Genomic DNA, 17858 nt, shown 5'->3' on the forward strand with positions numbered 1-17858 from the left:
GGACGATCGAGATGTTCACGCGCAGGGAGTACCGGGAGCCACGCCGGTACCGGTCCGATCCGTCGGAGCCGTACTGGAAGCAGCGCGGCTGGCAGGTGTCGGCGGCGTTCCTCGGCGTCGTCGTCCTGCTGAGCGGGATCGTCGCCCTGACGGCGGGCCGGGGCACCGCGGACGGCGGCGCGGGCGCCCCGCCGTCGAAGGGGCCGCTGTCCGGCACCCCGGCCATGAAGGACGGCCGGCCCGACGGCTGCCGCACCGACGACAGCCGCGGCGACGTCATGCCCACGTCCCCGCCGGACGACGTCGACTGGCGCGCCCTCGGTGGCGCGCGCGTGCCCGTCTCCGCGTCGGCCGGTCCCACCCTGGCCCAGGGGCCCGTGTGGTGGTGCTTCGCGCACACGCCGGCCGGGGCCGTGCTGGCCGCCCACGTCATTCCCTCGCACATGAGCGGACCGGACTGGCGGACGATCGCACAGGAGCAGGTCGTGGCCGGCCCAGGCCGGGACCTGTTCGTCTTCAAGCGGTCCACCGTCCGGGACGACGCCCCGGGCGGCACGGGGGACAACGGCTCGGCCTCCGGCTCCCGCCCGGACGCCGGGTCCGGCAGCTCGTCCGCCGCCTCCTACGCGGGATTCTCGGTGCCCGCGTACTCCGGCGAGGCGGCGACCGTGGAGCTGCTGCTCAAGACCGGTCAGGGCTACGCCACGACCTCCGTCGCCCTGCGCTGGAGCGGCGGCGACTGGAAGGTGCAGCCCTCCGACAACGGTGCCCTGCACACCCCGGTGAAGGCGGTCCAGGGAACCAACGGCCATCTCCTCTGGGGGGTTTGACATGGCGTGTCCGACCGGTAATCCCATCGTCGACATCGCGGTCGGGTTCTTCAGCTTCCTCGGCGACCCCATCGGAACCATCGTCGAAGGGGTGGCCAACGCCGTCCTCGCGGGCGCCATCGCGGTGTTCGGGGCGCTGACCACCGGCATCCCGACCCTCTCGGGGACCACCACCGCCCAGGACATCAACAGCCAGACCCAGTGGATCGTGGTGTATCTGGCGGTCGGCTCGCTGCTGTTCGCGTCCGCCCGGATGGCGATCGAGCGGCGCGGGGCGGCCGGCACGACCGCGCTGAAGGGCATCCTGCGGGTCGTGCTGGTCTCGGGTGCCGCCACCACCGTGGTCACGGCCGCCGCCGCCCTCTCGGACGACTACTCCACCTACCTGTTCAACGCGGGTGCGGAGAAGCAGCTGAGCGCCGTGGGCGCCTGCTCCGACGGCAACGGCATCGAGGCCTTCCTGCTGCTGGTCCTCGCTTTCCTGCTGCTGATCGCCGGCATCATCCACACGATCCTGCTCTACATCCGGCTCGGCGTCATGATCCTGCTGCTGGGCACCCTTCCGCTGGCCGCCGCCGCGTCGATGACGGACTGGGGCGGCGGCTGGTGGCGCAAGCACCTCGGCTGGATGATCGCCTGGCTGTTGTACAAACCGGCGGCCGGGCTGGTGCTCTACGCGGGCTCGGCCATGATCAGCTCGGGCCGGGACGGCGGCAGCGACATCAACGAACGCATCGCCGGTATCGGCGTGATGCTGCTGTCCGCCGTCGCCCTGCCCGCCCTGCTGAAGCTCGTCGTGCCCGCCACCGCCGCACTCGGCGGGGCGTCCGCGATGTCCGGGGCGATGTCCACGGTCGGCGGGTCCCTGGCGTCCGGCGCCCGTTCGCTCGGCACCAGCGGCGCCGGCGGCGGGCAGAGCGGTCCGCGCGGCGCGTCGGGGGCGTCCGGTTCGGGCGGCTCGGGCGGCTCACAGGGCGCGTCCGGGGCCTCCGCCGCGCCGGGCGCGCCCGGTCCCGGCAGCGCGGGAGCCCCGGGCGCGCCGGGCGCCGGGGCGGGCGGCGGTGCCGGCGGAGGCGGGGCGGCCGCGGGCCGGGCCGCCGCGGCGGCGGGCGGCCCGGTCGGTGTCGCCGTCGGGGCGGCGGTGACGGCGGCGCAGGTCGTCGGCCGTACCGCCTCCGGCTCACTGGAGGGCGCCGACCCGGACAAGGGGCACAACACCTGACCCCTGCGGGACGGACGGTCCGACGCTCCTGCCGGACCGTCCGTGCCACCCCGATCGGCCGTCGGGCTCCCGATCCCCCCGGGAGTCCGGCGGCACCCCTCCTTCGCCGTGCCGCCCGTGTCCCGGCCCGTCACCCCACCACTCCAGTGCACTTCACGAAGGGAAAACGGACCCCATGTCCACGGAAGCCGTCACCCACCCGACCTACGGGAACTGGCGCCGTCCCCGGCGTCCCGGGCTCGGCCCGCTCGGGCTCGTCGGCACCTTCGGTGTCTTCGGCGGGCTCGTCCTCACGCTGCTCGCGTCCCTGATCTCGCTGTACGCGGCGATGGTGGTGTTCACCCCCATCGCGGTGCTCCTGGCCCCGCTCGCCGTCCGCACTCAGGACGGCCGCAACGTCTACCAGTTGATGGCCCTGCGCATCGGCTGGCGACGGCGCAAGGCCAAGGGGGCGCACCTGTACGTCTCCGGGCCGCTGTCCGCCCGGCCCGGGGGCCGGTTCCGTCCGCCGGGGCTGCTCAACAAGGTGACCGCGATCGAGGGCCGGGACGCCTACGACCGCCCCTTCGGCGTGCTGCACCACCCCCACCGCAACCTCTACACGATCGTGCTGGGCTGCGACCCCGACGGCGGTGCGCTCGTCGACCCCGACCAGGTGGACGTCTGGGTCGCGCTGTGGGGCGAGTGGCTGGCCCGGCTGGCCCATGAGCCGGGCCTGCGCGGCGCGTCGGTGATCGTGGAGACCGCCCCCGACCCCGGCACCCGGCTCGCCCACGAGGTGCTGCCCCGCATCCGGGCGAACGCGCCGGCAGCGGCCCGGGCCGTGATGGAGGAGGTCGTCGAGCGGTACCCCACCGCGTCCTCCGAGATGCACACATACGTCAGCCTCACCTACGGCGTGCCCGCCAACCAGCGCCGGAAGAAGGAGGACGTGATCACGGACCTCGCCATCCGCATCCCAGGCCTGCTCAGCGGTCTGGTGGCGGCCGGCGGCGGAGCGGCCTACCCGCTGTCGGCGGAACGGATCGCGGAGGTCGTCCGGGTGGCCTACGACCCGGCGGTCGCCGCCGACGTCCTCGACGCCCGGGCCCGGCACGGCGGCACGGGCCTGGAGTGGGAGGACGCCGGCCCGGCCGCCGCCGTCGAGACCGTGGGCAGCTACCAGCACGACTCGGGGATCTCCCGGACCTGGCTGATGACGCTGGCGCCGCGCGGCACCGTCCGGTCCTCGGTGCTGCGGGGCATGCTGGAGGCAGCGCCCGGCACCCGGCGCAAGCGGATCGCCCTGGTGTACCGGCCGATCGACCCGGCCACCTCGGCCCGGATCGTCGAGGCGGACCGGCGCAGCGCCCAGTTCATGGCGACGTCGGGCCGGGGCATGGTGCAGGCCCGTGCGGCCTCGGAGATGCGGGCGGCGGAGCAGACCGCGGCCGAGGAGGCGTCGGGCGCGGGGCTCGTGGAGTTCTCGCTCATGCTGACGGTCACCGTCGACACCATGGAGCAGCTCGCCGACGCGAGCGTCACCGTGCGCAACCTCACGGCCGCTTCCCGGGTACTGATGCGGCCCGCGGACCGGATGCAGGCGGCGGCGTTCAGCTGCACACTGCCCGCCGGGATCCTCCCGTGGGAGCAGACCCTGATCCCCCACGAACTTCAGGAGGCGCTGTGAGCCGGCGCGAGGAGAAGCGGGCCGAACAGGCCGACCGGCTGGCCGAGTTGCGGGCGGGCGAGGAACTGGCCGCGCTGCGCGCCGGAGCGGGTGCCGCCCGGCCGGTCGAGCCCGGACGGGGCGAGGAGCCGGGCGAGGACGGCGGCGGGCGGAGCCGTAGGGGCCGGAAAGGCCACAGAGGCCGGAAGGAGAGCGGGTCCCGTCCGCGCGAGATTTTCGTGCCGCCGCGCGGCTGGTACGGGCCCGGGGGCGGGCGGGTCGGTTACCTGGACCCGCCGACCATGTGGCGGGCCACCACCGTGCAGGCGTGCGGCATGTGGCCGTTCGCCGCCGGTTCCGGCTCGCCCATGACGGGCGTACCGCTGGGGCAGCACCTGTTCACCGGGGCCACGGTCTGCGGCGACCCGTTGAACTGGTTCACCCGGGCCCGCTACATCTCCAATCCGTCGCTGTTCATGCTCGGCATGCCGGGCCTGGGCAAGTCCACGCTCGTCAACCGCATGCTGATCGGTCTGTCCGCGACCGGCGTCGTCCCGCTGGTGCTCGGTGACCTCAAGCCCGACTACGCCGACACCGTCCGCGCCCTGGGCGGCCAGGTGATCTCCATCGGCCGTGGGCGGGGCGGCATCAACGTCCTCGACCCCGGCGCCATGGGCGCGGCGGCGGCCCGGATCGGCGGCGAGGCGGGCGAGGTGCTGAAGGCCGAGACGCACGGCCGGGTGCTGAACATGGTGGCGGCGCTGATCACGATCGTGCGCGGCCGGCCGATGGACGACCACGAGCAGTCCGTGCTCTCCGCCGTCCTGCACCACCTGCGCGAACGCACCCCGCAGGGCCGTACGGTGCTGCTGCCGGACGTGCTCAGGGTGCTCGCCGAGGGCCCCGACCGGGTGCGCGCGGTCACCCTGGACCGGGGGGACGACGCCCGCTACCGGGACGCCGTCGACCCGCTGCACCGCTCCCTGCTGGGCATCCTCGACGGTCCGCTGGGCGACACGTTCGCCTCCGAGACCTCCACGCGCATCGACCCGGCCGCCCCGGCGGTGTGCATCGACATCTCCGGCATCGGCGAGGCCGACACCCAGCTGACCGCCGCCGCGATGCTCGCCGCCTGGTCCGACGGGCTCGGCACGGTGGCCGCCTCACACGCTCTCGCGGACGCCGGCCTCGAACCGCGGCGCTGGTTCTTCACGGTGCTCGACGAGTTGTGGCGCCCGCTGCGCGCGGCCTCCGGCATCGTCGACCGCATCGACGCGCTGACGCGCCTGAACCGCTCCCTCGGCCTGGGCGACGCCAAGATCACCCACACGCTCAAGGACGCCGAGGCCCTCGGCACCGACGCCGACCGGGCCAAGGCCCGCGGGTTCGTCGAGCGGGCGGGGATGGTGGTGTGCGCGGGGCTGCCGAAGGCGGAGATGGAGGATCTCGGCAAGGTGGTGGGGCTGTCCCGGCGCGAGATCGAGCTCGTGTCGTCGTGGTCCTCCCCGCCCGGCTGGGGGGTCTCGGGGGAGCACGAGGAGCCGCCCGGCCGGGGCCGCTTCCTCATCAAGGTCGGCGGGCGCCCCGGTATCCCGATCAAGGTCGCCATCACCGACGCCGAACGCCGGCTGCACGACACCAACACCCGGTGGACGGCGAACGAGCAGACCGTCGAGCGGGCCGTCGAGCAGGAACTCGCCCACACCGCCGCGCAGGTGGCCCGGGCCGCCGGGGAGGGGGCGTACGCGCTGCCCGGCACGCCCGAGGGCCCGGCGCCCGGCGGCGGCGCGGGGAGGTGGACCGCGTGAGAGCCCCGGGCACCGGCAGCGCGCACGATCAGCTGCCGTGGGCCATCGTGGCGCTCGCCGGGACCGGTCTGGTCATGTTCGCCGTCGTCTGGTCCGGCGGGACCCTCGGGTCGGGGCTGACCGGCAACGGCTGGCACGGCCCCCCGTTCGCCCTGTCCACCGTCACGCGGCTGGTCACCGGCGGGCCCGGCGGCCTGTGGCCCGGGACACCGGCCGCGGCGCTCTACGGCGGCATGCTCGGGCTGCTGACGCTCGTCGCCCTGCCCGTCGCCCTGCTGATGCGCTCGCTGCTGGGCCGGGCCGGCCGCACCAAGGGCCTGGCCGGGCGGCGCGAGCTCGCCGCGATGTGTCCCAAGGGCATCGAGGGCCGCGCCCGCGCACTGCGCCCCTCCCTTCAGGGCCGTGACCGGCTCCACCCGGACGAGACCGGCAACCTGCTGGGCGACCTCATGCCCAACGGGCCCGAGTTGCGCAGCAGTCACGAGGACGTGGAGCTCGACCTGATGGCGCCGCGGGCCGGCAAGTCGACCGGCATCGCGGTCCCCCGGGTGCTGCGTGCCCAGGGCGCGGTCCTGCTCACGTCCAACAAGTCGGACGTGTACGCCGTCACCCGCGGTGAACGCGAGAAGGCGGGCACGGTCTGGACGTTCGACCCGCAGGGCATCGCGCACACCCCGCGCGCCCTGTGGTGGGACCTGCTGGGTGAGTGCCACACCATCGAGGGCTCCCGCCGCATGGCCGGTCACTTCGTGGCGTCCGTCAACGACGACACGGCGAAGAAGGACTTCTGGATCTCGGCAGCCCAGAACACCCTCACCGCTCTCTTCCTGGCGGCGGCCCGCAGCGGCACCCGCCTGCCCGAACTGCTCGGCTGGCTCGCCGACCCCGCCGACCGCACCCCGGTCGACCTGCTGCGCGACGCCGGACTCGCGGCGATGGCCGAGCAGTTGCAAGGCACCGTCCGCGGTGCCGTCGAGACCCGGGACGGCATCTACGAGACCGCCCGCCAGACCGTCTCCTGCCTGCTCGACCCGGAGATCCTCGCCTGGGTCACACCCGACCCCCGGCTCCCGGAGTTCCGCCCCGACCGGCACGTCCTCGGCCGGGACACGCTCTACCTGCTCTCCAAGGACGGGGGCGGTTCCGCGGCCGGCGTCATCGCCGGGCTCGCCGACGCGACGATGCGGGCCGGTGTGGTGGCCGCCGAGCGCATGGGCGGCCGGCTGGATCCCCCGCTGACCGCGGTCCTCGACGAGGCCGCCAACGTCTGCCGCATCTCCGATCTGCCCGATCTGTACTCGCACTTCGGCTCACGGGGCATCAACGTCGTCACGCTGCTGCAGAGTTACCGCCAGGGCGCCCGGGTCTGGGGCGAGGTCGGCATGGACGCGCTGTGGAGCGCGGCGACGGTCAAGCTCCTCGGCGCGGGTCTGGACGACGCCGACTTCGTGCAGAAGATCTCCACGCTCGTCGGCCAGCACGACGTGCGCACCCCCACCGTCTCGCGCGGCAAGGAGGGTACGTCCCGGTCGTACTCCTACCGCCAGGAGGCCGTCCTGCCGCCGGACCGTATCCGTGCCCTGCCCAAGGGCACGGCCCTGCTGCTGGCCACCGGCGTCAAGCCCGCGCTCGTCCGGCTGCGTCCCTGGTACAAGGAGCCCGGCGCGGCGGCGATCTCGGCTGCAGCGAAGGCGGAGACGGCGGCCATCACCGAGCGGGCCGCACGTCGTCTCCCGCCCGGTCGGCGCGCTGTTCCGGGTCTTCCGGGGCCGCAGGGCGTGCCGCTGTCGAAGCAGGTGTCGTGACCCCGCGCGACAGGGCCCGGGGGCGCCGTCCCCGGGTGACGGCGCGCAGCAGGTGCTCGGCCGGCCCGTACCGCGTCCGAGCCGCGAGCCACGCGCCGAGCGCCAGCTGCACGGTGTAGAGCGGGACGCACCCGCCCAGGACCGCGACCGTGCCGACGCGGCCGTAGAGGCCCAGCCCGTAGCCGGAGAACACCCAGGCGAGGACGAGCGACTGGGTGAGGTAGTGGCTGAGCGCCATGCGCCCGGCGGCGGCGAGCACACCGGCCGCCGCCGGGACGCGGGCCGTGGACCGGCGCGTGAGCAGCAGAAGCAGACCGCAGGCGTACGACGTGGTGAGCGCCGGGGCGGTCAGGACGGTGGCCGCCTGCCCGACGAAGAACCAGCGGCCGTCCAGCGGCCCGCTCGCGCAGCAGGCGGCGAGCACGCCACCGCCGAGGCCGAGCGGCAGCCACCGCAGGGCCGTCCGGCGCAGCCAGGCACGGTCCCGGGCGCGCCGTTCGGCCAGCCGGGACTTCGCCGCCGCCAGCCCGCCGAGGAACGCGGCCAGCATGGCGGGCGCGTACAGCAGGTCGGTGCCGAGCGCGGCCGGCAGATCCCGCAGGTGGGTGCCGAGCACCGAGGCGGCGTCGCCCCGGTAGGCGGCGGCGCGCTCGGCGGCCCGGGGCGCGTACGCGGTGGCGGTGACCGGCTCGGTGAGGGCGACGGTCAGCAGCCCGTACCCCAGCAGCAGCGCCGAAAGGAGCAGCAGCAGGGTGGCCGCGAGTCCCAGCGCCGCTCGGACGCCGAGCCCGCTCAGCCCGTACAGCACCAGGGCGAGGACGGCGTACGTCGTCAGGACGTCCCCGGGGTACAGCAGGACCGCGTGAACCGCGCCCAGCGCGAACAGGCCCGCCGTGCGCCGCAGATGACGGGGGGCGAAGGCAGCACCGGCCCGGCGCGCGGCTCGGGCCTGAAGGACGAAGCTGTAGCCGAAAAGGAAGGAGAACAGGACGTAGAACTTTGCGGTGACCAGCGCGGTCACGAGCCACCCGGCGACCCGGTCCGGGGCGGGGGTCCCCGGTCCGCCGCCGTAGACCGTGGCCGGGCCCGCCACGAGCAGGGCGTTGACCACGAGGATGCCGAAGAGGGCGAACCCGCGCAGCACGTCGAGTTCGCCGACCCGCTGAGCACCGGCCCGGTTCATCCGGCCGTCACGACCCCGGTGCCGAACGCCAGTGTGGCGGACAGGAACCAGCCGAACGACGGGGCCAACAGGTGCCGGGACGTCCACAGTCTGGCCCCGGTGGGCCGATCGCGCGCGTACACGACCGGCACGCTGTCGCCGACCGGGGGCAGGCCGCAGAACGGCCCGAGCGGGCCCGGATCGAGGACGAATTCCCTTCCCAGGTGGTCGGAGAACACCACCACCAGCCCCCCGCGCCGCGGGTCGGTCGCCGCACGGGCCGTCACGCGCCCCACCACCCGCCGGCCGCGCGCCCACAGGGCGGCGGCGGTCGCCAGCGCCCGGACCGCGGCCAGCAGGCTGCCGAGGCCGAGCCCCGTGCACAGCGCGAGCAGCACCACCTGTGCGTTCACATCAACCCCTTCGCCCGGCGCCCTGCTGGCACAACGGCCCGCGGGGCCGCCCGGTTCACACCGTCCTTGAACCTCCGCGGGGGAGGGGGCCGTTGTGCGGGCGTCCACGTGACCGCGAAGGAGCCATGAACCGCATGACACACATCCCGGGCGCGCACGGCCGTCGGACGGCGGCCGTCGTCACGCTGGCCCTGGCCCTGACGGCGACGCTCCACCAGCCCGCCGTCGCCGAACCGCAGACCCTCGCCGAGGCGCGCGCCGAACTCGACCGCCTCTACCACCGGGCCGAGGTCGCCACGGAGCAGTACAACGCGCTCGACGCCAAGGTCACCCGGCAGGAGAAGCGCCTCGGAACGCTCCGGACTCAGGTGGCCTCGGCCGAACGGAAACTGAGCCGTCTGAGCGGACTGGCCGGGGCGGCGGCCCGCTCCCAGTACCGCGGGGGCGGTGTCCCTGCCGAGGTGCAGTTCGTCCTCGCCGGTGATCCGGAACGCGCGCTGGACAACGCGTCCCTGGCCCGCCAGGCGCAGCTGGCCACCCGGCGGACGGTCAGCACCCTGACGACGGCGGAAGAGGAACTGCGCACCCACAGCAACGCGGCGGCCGAGGAGCTGAAGCGGCTGCGGAAGAACCGCGGCTCCCTCGGCTCCCACCGCAGGACGATCCGGTCGCGCATCGAAGAGGCCCGGAAGGTGGAGTCGCTGCTGGAGGTGAAGCAGCGCCGTGAACTGGCCGCACTGGAACGCAGGACGGCCGACGAGGCCCAGGCGGAGTGGGTGCGGTCGGGCGTCCTCGACGGCGCGGGCACCGAGGGCAGCAGCGCGGGCCGCGAGGCCGTGGCCTTCGCGACCAGGGAGCTCGGCAAGCCGTACGTCTGGGGCGCCGAAGGCCCCGGCTCCTACGACTGCTCCGGCCTCACCTCGCAGGCGTGGCTGGCGGCGGGCGTGGTCATCCCGCGCACCTCGCAGGAGCAATGGCGGCTGCTGCACCGCGTCCCGGTGGGGAAGATGCGCCCCGGTGACCTGATCATCTACAACGCCGACGCCAGTCACGTCTCGCTCTACACCGGCGGCGGCCGGATGATCCACGCCCCCCGCCCGGGGCGGCACGTGACCGTGGCGCCGGCCGGGTCGATGGAGATCCTCGGGGTGGTGCGGCCCGACGCCTGACCACCTCAGCCACCGTTTCCACCCCCTCGGCAGGAGATCGCCATGTCCACCACTCAGACGTCCCCCTCGGTCGCCGGGAGCCAGGCCGCCCCGCCCTCCCCCGCGCCCGGCGAGGAGAAGCCCTCCCCGCCGCGCTTCATCCTCTACCTCGACGGGCCCGCGTACGCGCAGACCCTGCGCCAGCTGACCCTGTGGACACACCACGTGCTGCTGCCGGTCTACGGCAGGGAGGTCAGCTCCCAGTCCCCCTGGTGCTCCGTCTGGTGGGAACACCCCGAGGCGGTCGCCCGGTTGCACGGCCTGTGGCTCGCCTGGGGCGATCTCACCGGGCCCGGCTCCGACATGACCGGACCGGCCGTCTGGCACCGCGACCACCTGTCGTCGGTCATGGACACCCTGCGCGACCCGCAGGGCCCTTTCGCGGGCTGCAAGCCCGGTATGCACCGCCCGAAGGCGGCACCCACCGTCGAGACGATGGATCCCTTCGGACCGCCGCCGCCTCCTCCGCCGCCGTCCCCGTGGTCATGACGGCCGCCGGGTGAACACCCGCGCCCCGCGCGGCGCGTGCGGGCGAAGGGGATGAACCGTCCGCCCCCGCGGGCGCGTTGTGTTCGCGATCGGTGCAGCCATCCGGTCGGCGGTGCCGGTCCCGGCACCGTCACAGGCTCCCCAGGAGCCCTCACCTCCCGGAAGGAAGGGTGACATGGCAGGATCCGAACACTCCGACGACAGCGCCAACTCCAACGCCAGTTCCTACTCGTCCGTCAGGATCTCCGACGACGGAAGGCAGGCGCGGGCCCGGGTCTCCAGCGCGGCGGTCCCGGACGACGCGCCCCCGCTGTTCGCCGGCGCCGGCACTGGCGTGTACGACCAGACCGCCCGGCAGTATTACGCGGTCAACACGGCCCAGCCGAAGGGCCAGCAGGTCGCGCGGTGGAGCAAGAGCGCCGCCGCGTGGGTCGCGGAGAACAAGTCCCGCGTCGTCAAGGCACTGGTCGACGTCGCCCCGACGATCATCCAGGGCGCCTCGGCGTTCACGTCCGGCCGGGCCGCCACGATCGTGAACGGCGTCGGCATAGCCGCGCAGGCCGGTGTGGCCGGCTACGAACTCTACGGCCAGCATCAGCAGTCGAGGGCGGGCGGCCACGTGGACCCGGTCCAGGTGAGCGCGAGCGTCGGCAGGCTCGTTTCCACGGCGCTGAACACCTACGCCGCCGTTGCCGACCAGGAGTCCTCGACGACCAAGATGGTCGGCGGAGCGGGTTCATGGGTGGCCGGAGGCGCCACGATGACCGACGTCATGCACCACGCCCACACCGACCCGGGACGGACGGCGCAGGACCCCGGCTACGAGATGTACGGGATGCACCGCAACCCGGTGCTCGGCAACCAGCCGGGACAGTATCCGCCCGGGTTCACCCCGGCCACGGCGCCGCCGTCCTCCACTTCGTCCCTGTCGGCGCCGGCCGGCAACGCCCCGGTCAACAACACCCCGGCCGGGAACTTCAGCCCGGCCGGCACCTCCAGCGGACGCGTGAGCAGTCAGCAGCCGGCACAGACGCAGCCGTCCGCGAAGGCCCAGGGCAAGAAGCCGGTCGGCCGCCGCTGAGGGACACCGCACCGCCGTACCGGCGCGGGCGTGCCGGGGCTGAACCGCCGGCCCCGGCACGCCCGCTGCTGTCCCCCTTGTCCGCACCTTCCGACCTGAGAGAGGGCCACCGTGGCGGATGACAACGCGGCCTCCCCGAACCGGAACGGGCCGGCCGCGGAGCGTCCCGAGGCCGCACTGGCGCGTCAGCTGATCGCGACCGAGTACCGCCTGCGGGAAGGGCGCCGCGGCACCGGACGCGACGCGGCGGACACGCCGGGCGTCTGGAGCCGCCTGGCGGAGCGCCTGCGCACGCTCGTCGGCCGGCTGTCCGGCCGGTACCGGGCCGGTGCCGGCGGCCCGGACGAAGGCGCGGCCGGGTCCTGGCAGCCGGTCCCGGCGCAGACGACCGCCCCCGACCCGACCCGTGTGGACGGGCTGTCCCCGGAGGGTGCCGGACCGTCGGCGCACCCGGACATGGTGCGCCTGGAACGGCGGATCGGCCGGCTGCCGACGCTTCGGCACGAGGCCTTCGAGGACGCGGTGCTCCACCTGCTGCGGACCGACGACCGGTTCAGGAAGGCGTACGAGCGGTCCCCGGAGAGCATGCCGACGGTCGCCCGGTACGCGGCCAACGCCCATATGCGGGAGGCGCTGCGGGAGTCGTCTGCGGGCGCGGACCCACAGGAGCGCGCGTCGCCGCGGGTCGGCCCGTCCCGGACCGCGTCGGTCGCGCGCGCGAACGTCACCACCGGCAGTGCTGCGCAGACGGAGACCGAGGCGGGCACCCGCACCGCCGCCGAGGCGCTGGACGCCGTCCGCGACCGGATCATGGCAGCCGACGCACGGCAGTTCGCGGCGCTGCGCGCACGCTGGGAGCGTGCGGCCGGCCGGGAGCGGCCGGACACCGCACCGCCCCCGGCCCGGGACCGGAGCGGATTCGGGGGCCCCGGGCAGGACGAGATGGCCGACGGGCAAGCCTTCCGGGCGGCCCAGCGGGGCCAGTGGGAACGACTCGGCACCGGCGCCACCGCCTCCTCCGCCTCCACCGCGGCCCTCGACGGCGAGGGCTTCCGGGCCGCCGTCGAAGCCCGGCGGGCGCAACTGGGCAACGGCCCCACCGCCGTTCCGCGCTCCACCGACGCCTTCGACGGCCAGGCCTTCCTCGCGGCCGAGCGAGCCGCTCAGGGAGCCGGGCGGGACCCGGACCGCGCCGGGCCGCCGACGGACGCCGTCAGGAGCACGCCCCCGCCGCCCCTGCTCAGCAGCGAGGGACACGCGACCGTACGCAACTCCCTCGACACCCTTCGGCCCTTCGCCACCTCCACGGCCCCGGACACGCCGACGCGTCCGCACCGCCCCGCGCAGGTCCACACCCCCACCACCCCCCAGAAGAGAGGACGGACATGACGTACGTCGCCCCGGAGGGAGGCGAGGTCCGTGCGTAGACCGCTCCCGCGCCGCCCCGCCTCGTTCCTGCTCGCACTGCTCCTGGTCGTGGCCGGTGTCACCGGTATCGCGCTGCTGATCCAGAACCAGCGCTCGGACGGCGTGAGTATCGCGGGGACACCGGCCGCCGGCGTCGGTTCCCCCGAGCACACCGTCACCTTCCGCAACACGACGGACCACCGCATCTGGATCGGCAGCACGGTCAACGCCGACGGGTCGGCCCCGCTCACCGGGCTGCCCACGCTGGACCCGGGCCGGTCCCCCACCGTCACCGTCCCCGAGCAGTCCGGCGCCGGGCACTGGCGCGGCAAGTTCTTCGCCCGCGAGGGCTGCACCGGCGAGGAGGGGAGCACGTTCCACTGCGCCGTCGGCGACTGTGGCCCCTACGCCGACCGGTGCTCGACCGGTGAACAGCCGACCGGTCTGGCCGAGTTCAACTTCGACCCGAAGGACGGCGCGACACCCTGGTACAACGTCAGCTACGTCAACGCCGTCGCCGCGCCGATCACCATCACGCCCGACGGCGTGACACCGCCCGACTCGGGCGAGTGCGCGCCGGCGGGGTGCGCCACGGACCTACTGGCCGCCTGCCCGGCGGACAACCTGGTCCGGGACGAGGCCACCGGCCGGCCCCTGGTCTGCGTCAACCCGAACCGGGACGCCACGACGCCCTACAGTGACGCGCTCGCCGCGAAGTGCCCGACCGCGTACAGCTGGTCCAAGCACGACACCGAGCAGGGCAACCAGGTCGTGTACCAGTGCCGGGAGTGCACGGGCCTGACCGTCACGTTCCACGGCAGCGGCGACGGCGCCACCGCGCCCGGCCCCGCCGCCCCCGGGCAGCCCCGTAGCGGCGACACCCCGGCGGCCTCCGGCAAGGGCGTCGCCCTGAACCCCGTGGCGGGCGCCCCCGAGGCCCTGGCCGACTCCGGTTCGTCCTGGTTCTACAACTGGGCCTCCTCCGCCGGCGGCGTCACCGGCACCACCGGCGCCGAGTACGTTCCGATGATCTGGGGGCCCGGGTCGGTGACCGACGCCGAGCTGGGGCAGGCGGCCCGCGAGGGGAAGGCGCTGCTCGGCTTCAACGAGCCGGACCGTCCGGACCAGGCCGGCCTGTCCCCCGAGCAGGCGCTCGACCTGTGGCCCCGCCTGGAGTCCACCGGCCTGAGGCTGGGCGCGCCCGCGGTCGCCTCCGGCGCGGACGTGCCAGGCGGCTGGCTGGACCGGTTCATGACCGGGGCCGAACAGCGGGGCCTGCGGGTCGACTTCATCCCCGTGCACTGGTACGGCGCCGACTTCGGGCCCGGCGCGGCCGACCAGTTGCGCGGCTATCTGCAGGCCGTCCACGACCGCTACAAGAAGCCGGTCTGGCTCACCGAGTACGCCCTCACCGACTTCTCCCGGGGTGCCCCGCGCTACCCGGGTGAGCAGGAGCAGACCGACTTCGTCCGGTCGTCGACCGAGATACTGAACAAGCTGGACTTCGTCGAGCGGTACGCCTGGTTCGCGCTGTCGAGGGAGACCAGCCCGACGGGTCTGTACGACGGGGCGGTGCCCAACGCGAGCGGGCGGGTCTACCGCGAGGTGCGCTGAGGCACCGCCCGGCAGTAAGGACGGGCCCCGGCGTTGAACCGTCCTCACCCCGCACGCGTTGTGCGGATGCCTGCCGGCGCATCGCCGGCAGGCATCACCCACGAAGGAGAGCCATGTCAGGCGGTCCGTCTCGGCGCGGCCTCCCGGGCGCGCGCGTCGGCCGGGCCGTCCGGCAGGCGGTCGAGCCGCTCACGAACCTGCTCGGCATCCGGATGGCCGAACTCCGCGAAGATCGCGAGGGCGTGCCGCCAGCTCGCCCGGGCCGCCTCGGGCTCTCCGCCGTCGAAGTGGACATCCCCGAGATGGCCCAGCGTGTGGCCCTCGCCCCAGCGGTTGCCGATGTCCCGGTGGGTCGCGAGCGCCCGGTGGTAGTGGCCGACGGACTCGCCGTGGCGGCCCAGCCGGTGATGGATCGTGCCGAGGATGTCGAGGGTGACGCCCTCGACCCAGCGGTTGCCGCCCGCCCGCAGGACGACCAGCGCCCGCTGGAGGCAGTCGAGGGCCTCGTCGTAGCGTCCCATCCGCTGGTAGGCGTCGCCCAGGTTGCTCAGGGCGATGCCCTCACCCCAGACGTTGCCCGCGATGCGGTCGAGGGCCAGCCCGCGGCGGGCGTACTCGACGGCTTCGCGGAGCCGGCCCGCGTGCAGGTAGGCGTCGCCGAGATTGGCGATCACCGATGCCCGGGCCACCCTGTCCCCCAGCTCCCGGCTCAGCGCCAGCGCCAGGCGCAGGTGCTCGACGGCCTCGTCGAACCGGCCGGCGCTGCGCAGCGCGGCGGCCGTGTCGGCCAGGCCCTGGGCCTCCCCTTCCCGATCCCCGGCGCCGCGGGCTGCGGCCAGTCCCGTCCGTGTGGTGTCCAGCCAGTCGTGCACGTGGCTGCGGAGGTAGAAGAAGCCCCACAGGACAGCGGGCAGTCGCCACGCGGTGCCGGTGTGCCCGGCCTGGGCGGCCTGGTGCACGGCGACGATCAGGTTGGGCCGTTCGGCCTCGCACCAGTCCAGCGCCCGTTCGTGCGTGGTGAACTCCAGCGGCCGGCAGTCCTGCGGCCGCGGCTCCAGCGGGATGCGACGACGGGTGGGGGTGATGTGCGGGTAGGCCGCGTCGGCGGTGTGCAGATACCAGGTCAGCAACCGCTGGAGCGCCAGATCCCGGTTTTGCGGGGTCTCCTCCACCCCCACGCGTTCGGCGGCGTACACACGGAGCAGGTCGTGCAGGGTATAGCGCCCCGGGAAGTGCTCGGTGAGCAGGTGGGCACGGGTCAGTTCGGCGAGGAGCCCACGCGCTTCACGCGCAGCGAGTCCGGCCAGGGCGGCCGCCGCCGGCGCGGAGATGTCCGGCCCCGCGTGCAGCCCCAGGAGCCGGAACAGACGCGCGGCCGGAGCGGACAGCGCCTTGTAGGACCAGGAGAAGACCGCCCGCACGTCGGTGGTGATGTCGTCGCCGCCGGTGAAGGCGTCCAGGCTGCCGTGGCTTTCGTTCACCTCGTCGGCGATGGCGCTCAGCGGGAACCCGGGGTGGGCGCAGGCGTGCGCGGCGACGATGGCGAGGGCGAGCGGCAGGCGGGCGCACCGCGCGATGATCTCGTCCGCGGCCCGTGGTTCCGCGGCCAGCCGGTCGCTGCCGAGGCGCCGGGCCAGCAGGTCGTGCGCCTCGGCCGGGGAGAGCTGGTCCAGCGTCAGGGGGTGTGCCCCCTCGCCGGCGACCAGACCCGTGAGCCGGTTGCGGCTGGTGACGATGACCAGGCAGCCCGGGGAGCCGGGCAGCAGCGGGCGCACCTGCTCGGTGTCGCGGGCGTTGTCGAGCAGGATCAGCACCCTGCGGCGGGCCAGCAGGCTGCGGTACAGCGCGACCTGGGCGTCGAGGCCGGCGGGTATGCGCATCGGCGGTACGCCGAGGGCGTCGAGGAAGCCGCGTACCGCTTCGTCCGGCGTCAGCGCGGAGCCGGTCGGGTCGAAGCCGCGCAGGTTGACGTAGAGCTGACCGCCGGGGAACCGTTCGGCGACGCGGTGGGCCCAGTGCACCGCCAGGGTCGACTTGCCGATCCCGCCCATGCCTCCGATGGCGCTGATCACCACGGTCGACGGGGGGCTGCCGTCCCGGGGCAGCAGGTCCCCGATCAAGCCGAGTTCGGTGTCCCGCCCGGCGAACGTGGGGAGGTCCGCGGGCAGTTGGGCGGGGCGGGCCGGCTGGAACGGCGACCCGTGCGGGTCGGCGGGGCCGGGCCGGGCCGCGTCGTCCGGCGCCGTCCCTCCCGCCGTGGCACCGTCGTCCGTCGTCCCGTCCTGCGCTGCGGCGCCGGACCGTGCCGCCCGTACGGACGGCCGGGCCCGCCCGGGCGCCGCCGGAGCCGGGCTCCGGGCCTGGTGCGGCATCAGGGCCGGGTCGGCCGCCAGGATGCGGTCGTGCAGGTCCTGGAGCGACAGCCCGGGTTCGACGCCCAGTTCCGCCACCAGGGCAGCGCGTGTCCCGCGGTACGCGGCCAGTGCCTCGGCCTGCCGTCCCGAGCGGTACAGGGCGAGCATGAGCAGGCGGCACAGCTCCTCGCGCAGGGGGTGTTTGGCGGTGAGCGGGAGCAGCTCGGCGATCACCTCATGGTGGCGTCCGAGTTCGATATCGGCGTCCAGCCGGGCCTCCAGCGCGGTCAGCCACTCCTCGTCCAGCCAGGAGCGCGCCGTCTCGGCGAGCGGGCCGGGGACTCCGGTCAGTGCGGCGCCCCGCCAGCCGTCCAGCGCTGCGCGCAGCAGGTCCGCGGCGGCGGACACGTCACCCGCGGCGCGCGTCTTCTTCGCCTCCGCGACCCGGCGCTGGAACACGGCGAGGTCCAGGCCGTCGTCCGGAACGCGCAGCAGATAACCGTCACCGACGGAGACGAGTGCCCGGGGCTGCTCCGCCGGACCGCGGTCGGGCTCCAGCACCTTGCGCAGGCGCGACACGTAGGTCCGCAGAACGGAGACGGCGGCAGCGGGCGGCTCCTCTCCCCAGACGGCGTCGATGAGGTCGCCGAGCGGCAGAGGGCGCCCGCGTCGTAAGAGGAGCGCCGCCAGCACCACCCTCTGCTGCGGTGAGCCGAGGTCGAGTTCCCGCTCCCCGCGCCATGCCCTGACCGGCCCCAGCACAGCGAAACGGAAGGTATTCACGTAGTCCACGTTCGGACTCTAGTGCGCACCAGCT

The 17858-nt window shown here is 74.5% G+C and carries 13 protein-coding genes; 10 read left to right on the plus strand and 3 right to left on the minus strand.

Features of this window, described 5'->3' with window-relative positions; all coding sequences use genetic code 11:
- Positions 1–11: 11 nt before the first annotated feature.
- The 5 genes from OO68_RS42080 (at position 12) to OO68_RS03670 (ending at position 7313) form a co-directional block, all read left to right on the plus strand.
- A complete protein-coding gene (locus tag OO68_RS42080) occupies positions 12–830 on the plus strand; it encodes a DUF8175 domain-containg protein (RefSeq protein ID WP_051814381.1) in 819 nt (272 codons plus the stop codon).
- A gap of 1 nt (position 831) precedes the next feature.
- Complete coding sequence (locus tag OO68_RS03655) at positions 832–2052, plus strand: hypothetical protein (protein WP_033306621.1); 1221 nt, start codon at positions 832–834, stop codon at positions 2050–2052.
- A 175-nt stretch (positions 2053–2227) separates the two neighbouring features.
- Positions 2228–3721 carry an SCO6880 family protein gene (locus OO68_RS03660; protein ID WP_033306622.1) on the plus strand — a complete coding sequence of 498 codons (1494 nt, stop codon included), beginning with the start codon at positions 2228–2230 and terminating at the stop codon, positions 3719–3721.
- Positions 3722–3939: 218 nt separating this feature from the next.
- The gene (locus OO68_RS03665; RefSeq protein ID WP_403551847.1) at positions 3940–5508 is read left to right on the plus strand and encodes a putative type IV secretion/conjugal transfer ATPase; all 1569 of its coding nucleotides are present in this window, start codon (positions 3940–3942) and stop codon (positions 5506–5508) included.
- A 74-nt stretch (positions 5509–5582) separates the two neighbouring features.
- A complete protein-coding gene (locus OO68_RS03670) occupies positions 5583–7313 on the plus strand; it encodes a type IV secretory system conjugative DNA transfer family protein (RefSeq protein WP_078625178.1) in 1731 nt (576 codons plus the stop codon).
- Here OO68_RS03670 and OO68_RS03675 read toward each other — a convergent pair.
- Positions 7216–8496, minus strand: a complete 1281-nt coding sequence (locus OO68_RS03675) for a DUF418 domain-containing protein (RefSeq protein ID WP_051814385.1) — start codon at positions 8494–8496, stop codon at positions 7216–7218. The two genes, OO68_RS03670 and OO68_RS03675, sit on opposite strands and share 98 nt — an antisense overlap.
- A complete protein-coding gene (locus tag OO68_RS03680; RefSeq protein WP_033306624.1) occupies positions 8493–8888 on the minus strand; it encodes a DUF3592 domain-containing protein in 396 nt (131 codons plus the stop codon). Before OO68_RS03680 ends, OO68_RS03675 begins: the two co-directional genes overlap by 4 nt.
- A gap of 125 nt (positions 8889–9013) precedes the next feature.
- Between OO68_RS03680 and OO68_RS03685 the strand changes: the two genes are divergently transcribed.
- From OO68_RS03685 to OO68_RS03705, 5 genes are all read left to right on the plus strand, one after another.
- The gene (locus OO68_RS03685) at positions 9014–10057 is read left to right on the plus strand and encodes a C40 family peptidase (protein WP_245236895.1); all 1044 of its coding nucleotides are present in this window, start codon (positions 9014–9016) and stop codon (positions 10055–10057) included.
- A gap of 42 nt (positions 10058–10099) precedes the next feature.
- Positions 10100–10585, plus strand: a complete 486-nt coding sequence (locus OO68_RS03690) for a DUF4913 domain-containing protein (RefSeq protein ID WP_033306625.1) — start codon at positions 10100–10102, stop codon at positions 10583–10585.
- Between the two features lie 175 nt (positions 10586–10760).
- The gene (locus OO68_RS03695; RefSeq protein WP_033306626.1) at positions 10761–11666 is read left to right on the plus strand and encodes a hypothetical protein; all 906 of its coding nucleotides are present in this window, start codon (positions 10761–10763) and stop codon (positions 11664–11666) included.
- Positions 11667–11777: 111 nt separating this feature from the next.
- On the plus strand, positions 11778–13055 hold the full coding sequence (locus OO68_RS03700) for a serine/threonine-protein kinase (protein WP_033306627.1): 1278 nt from the start codon (positions 11778–11780) through the stop codon (positions 13053–13055).
- Between the two features lie 30 nt (positions 13056–13085).
- Positions 13086–14687, plus strand: a complete 1602-nt coding sequence (locus tag OO68_RS03705) for a glycosyl hydrolase (protein ID WP_033306628.1) — start codon at positions 13086–13088, stop codon at positions 14685–14687.
- A 116-nt stretch (positions 14688–14803) separates the two neighbouring features.
- On the opposite strand, the gene OO68_RS03710 is transcribed toward OO68_RS03705, so the two are convergent.
- The gene (locus tag OO68_RS03710) at positions 14804–17833 is read right to left on the minus strand and encodes an AfsR/SARP family transcriptional regulator (RefSeq protein WP_329503643.1); all 3030 of its coding nucleotides are present in this window, start codon (positions 17831–17833) and stop codon (positions 14804–14806) included.
- Between the last annotated feature and the right edge of the window lie 25 nt (positions 17834–17858).

The organism is Streptomyces iakyrus (assembly GCF_000717055.1).
Classification (GTDB): domain Bacteria; phylum Actinomycetota; class Actinomycetes; order Streptomycetales; family Streptomycetaceae; genus Streptomyces; species Streptomyces iakyrus.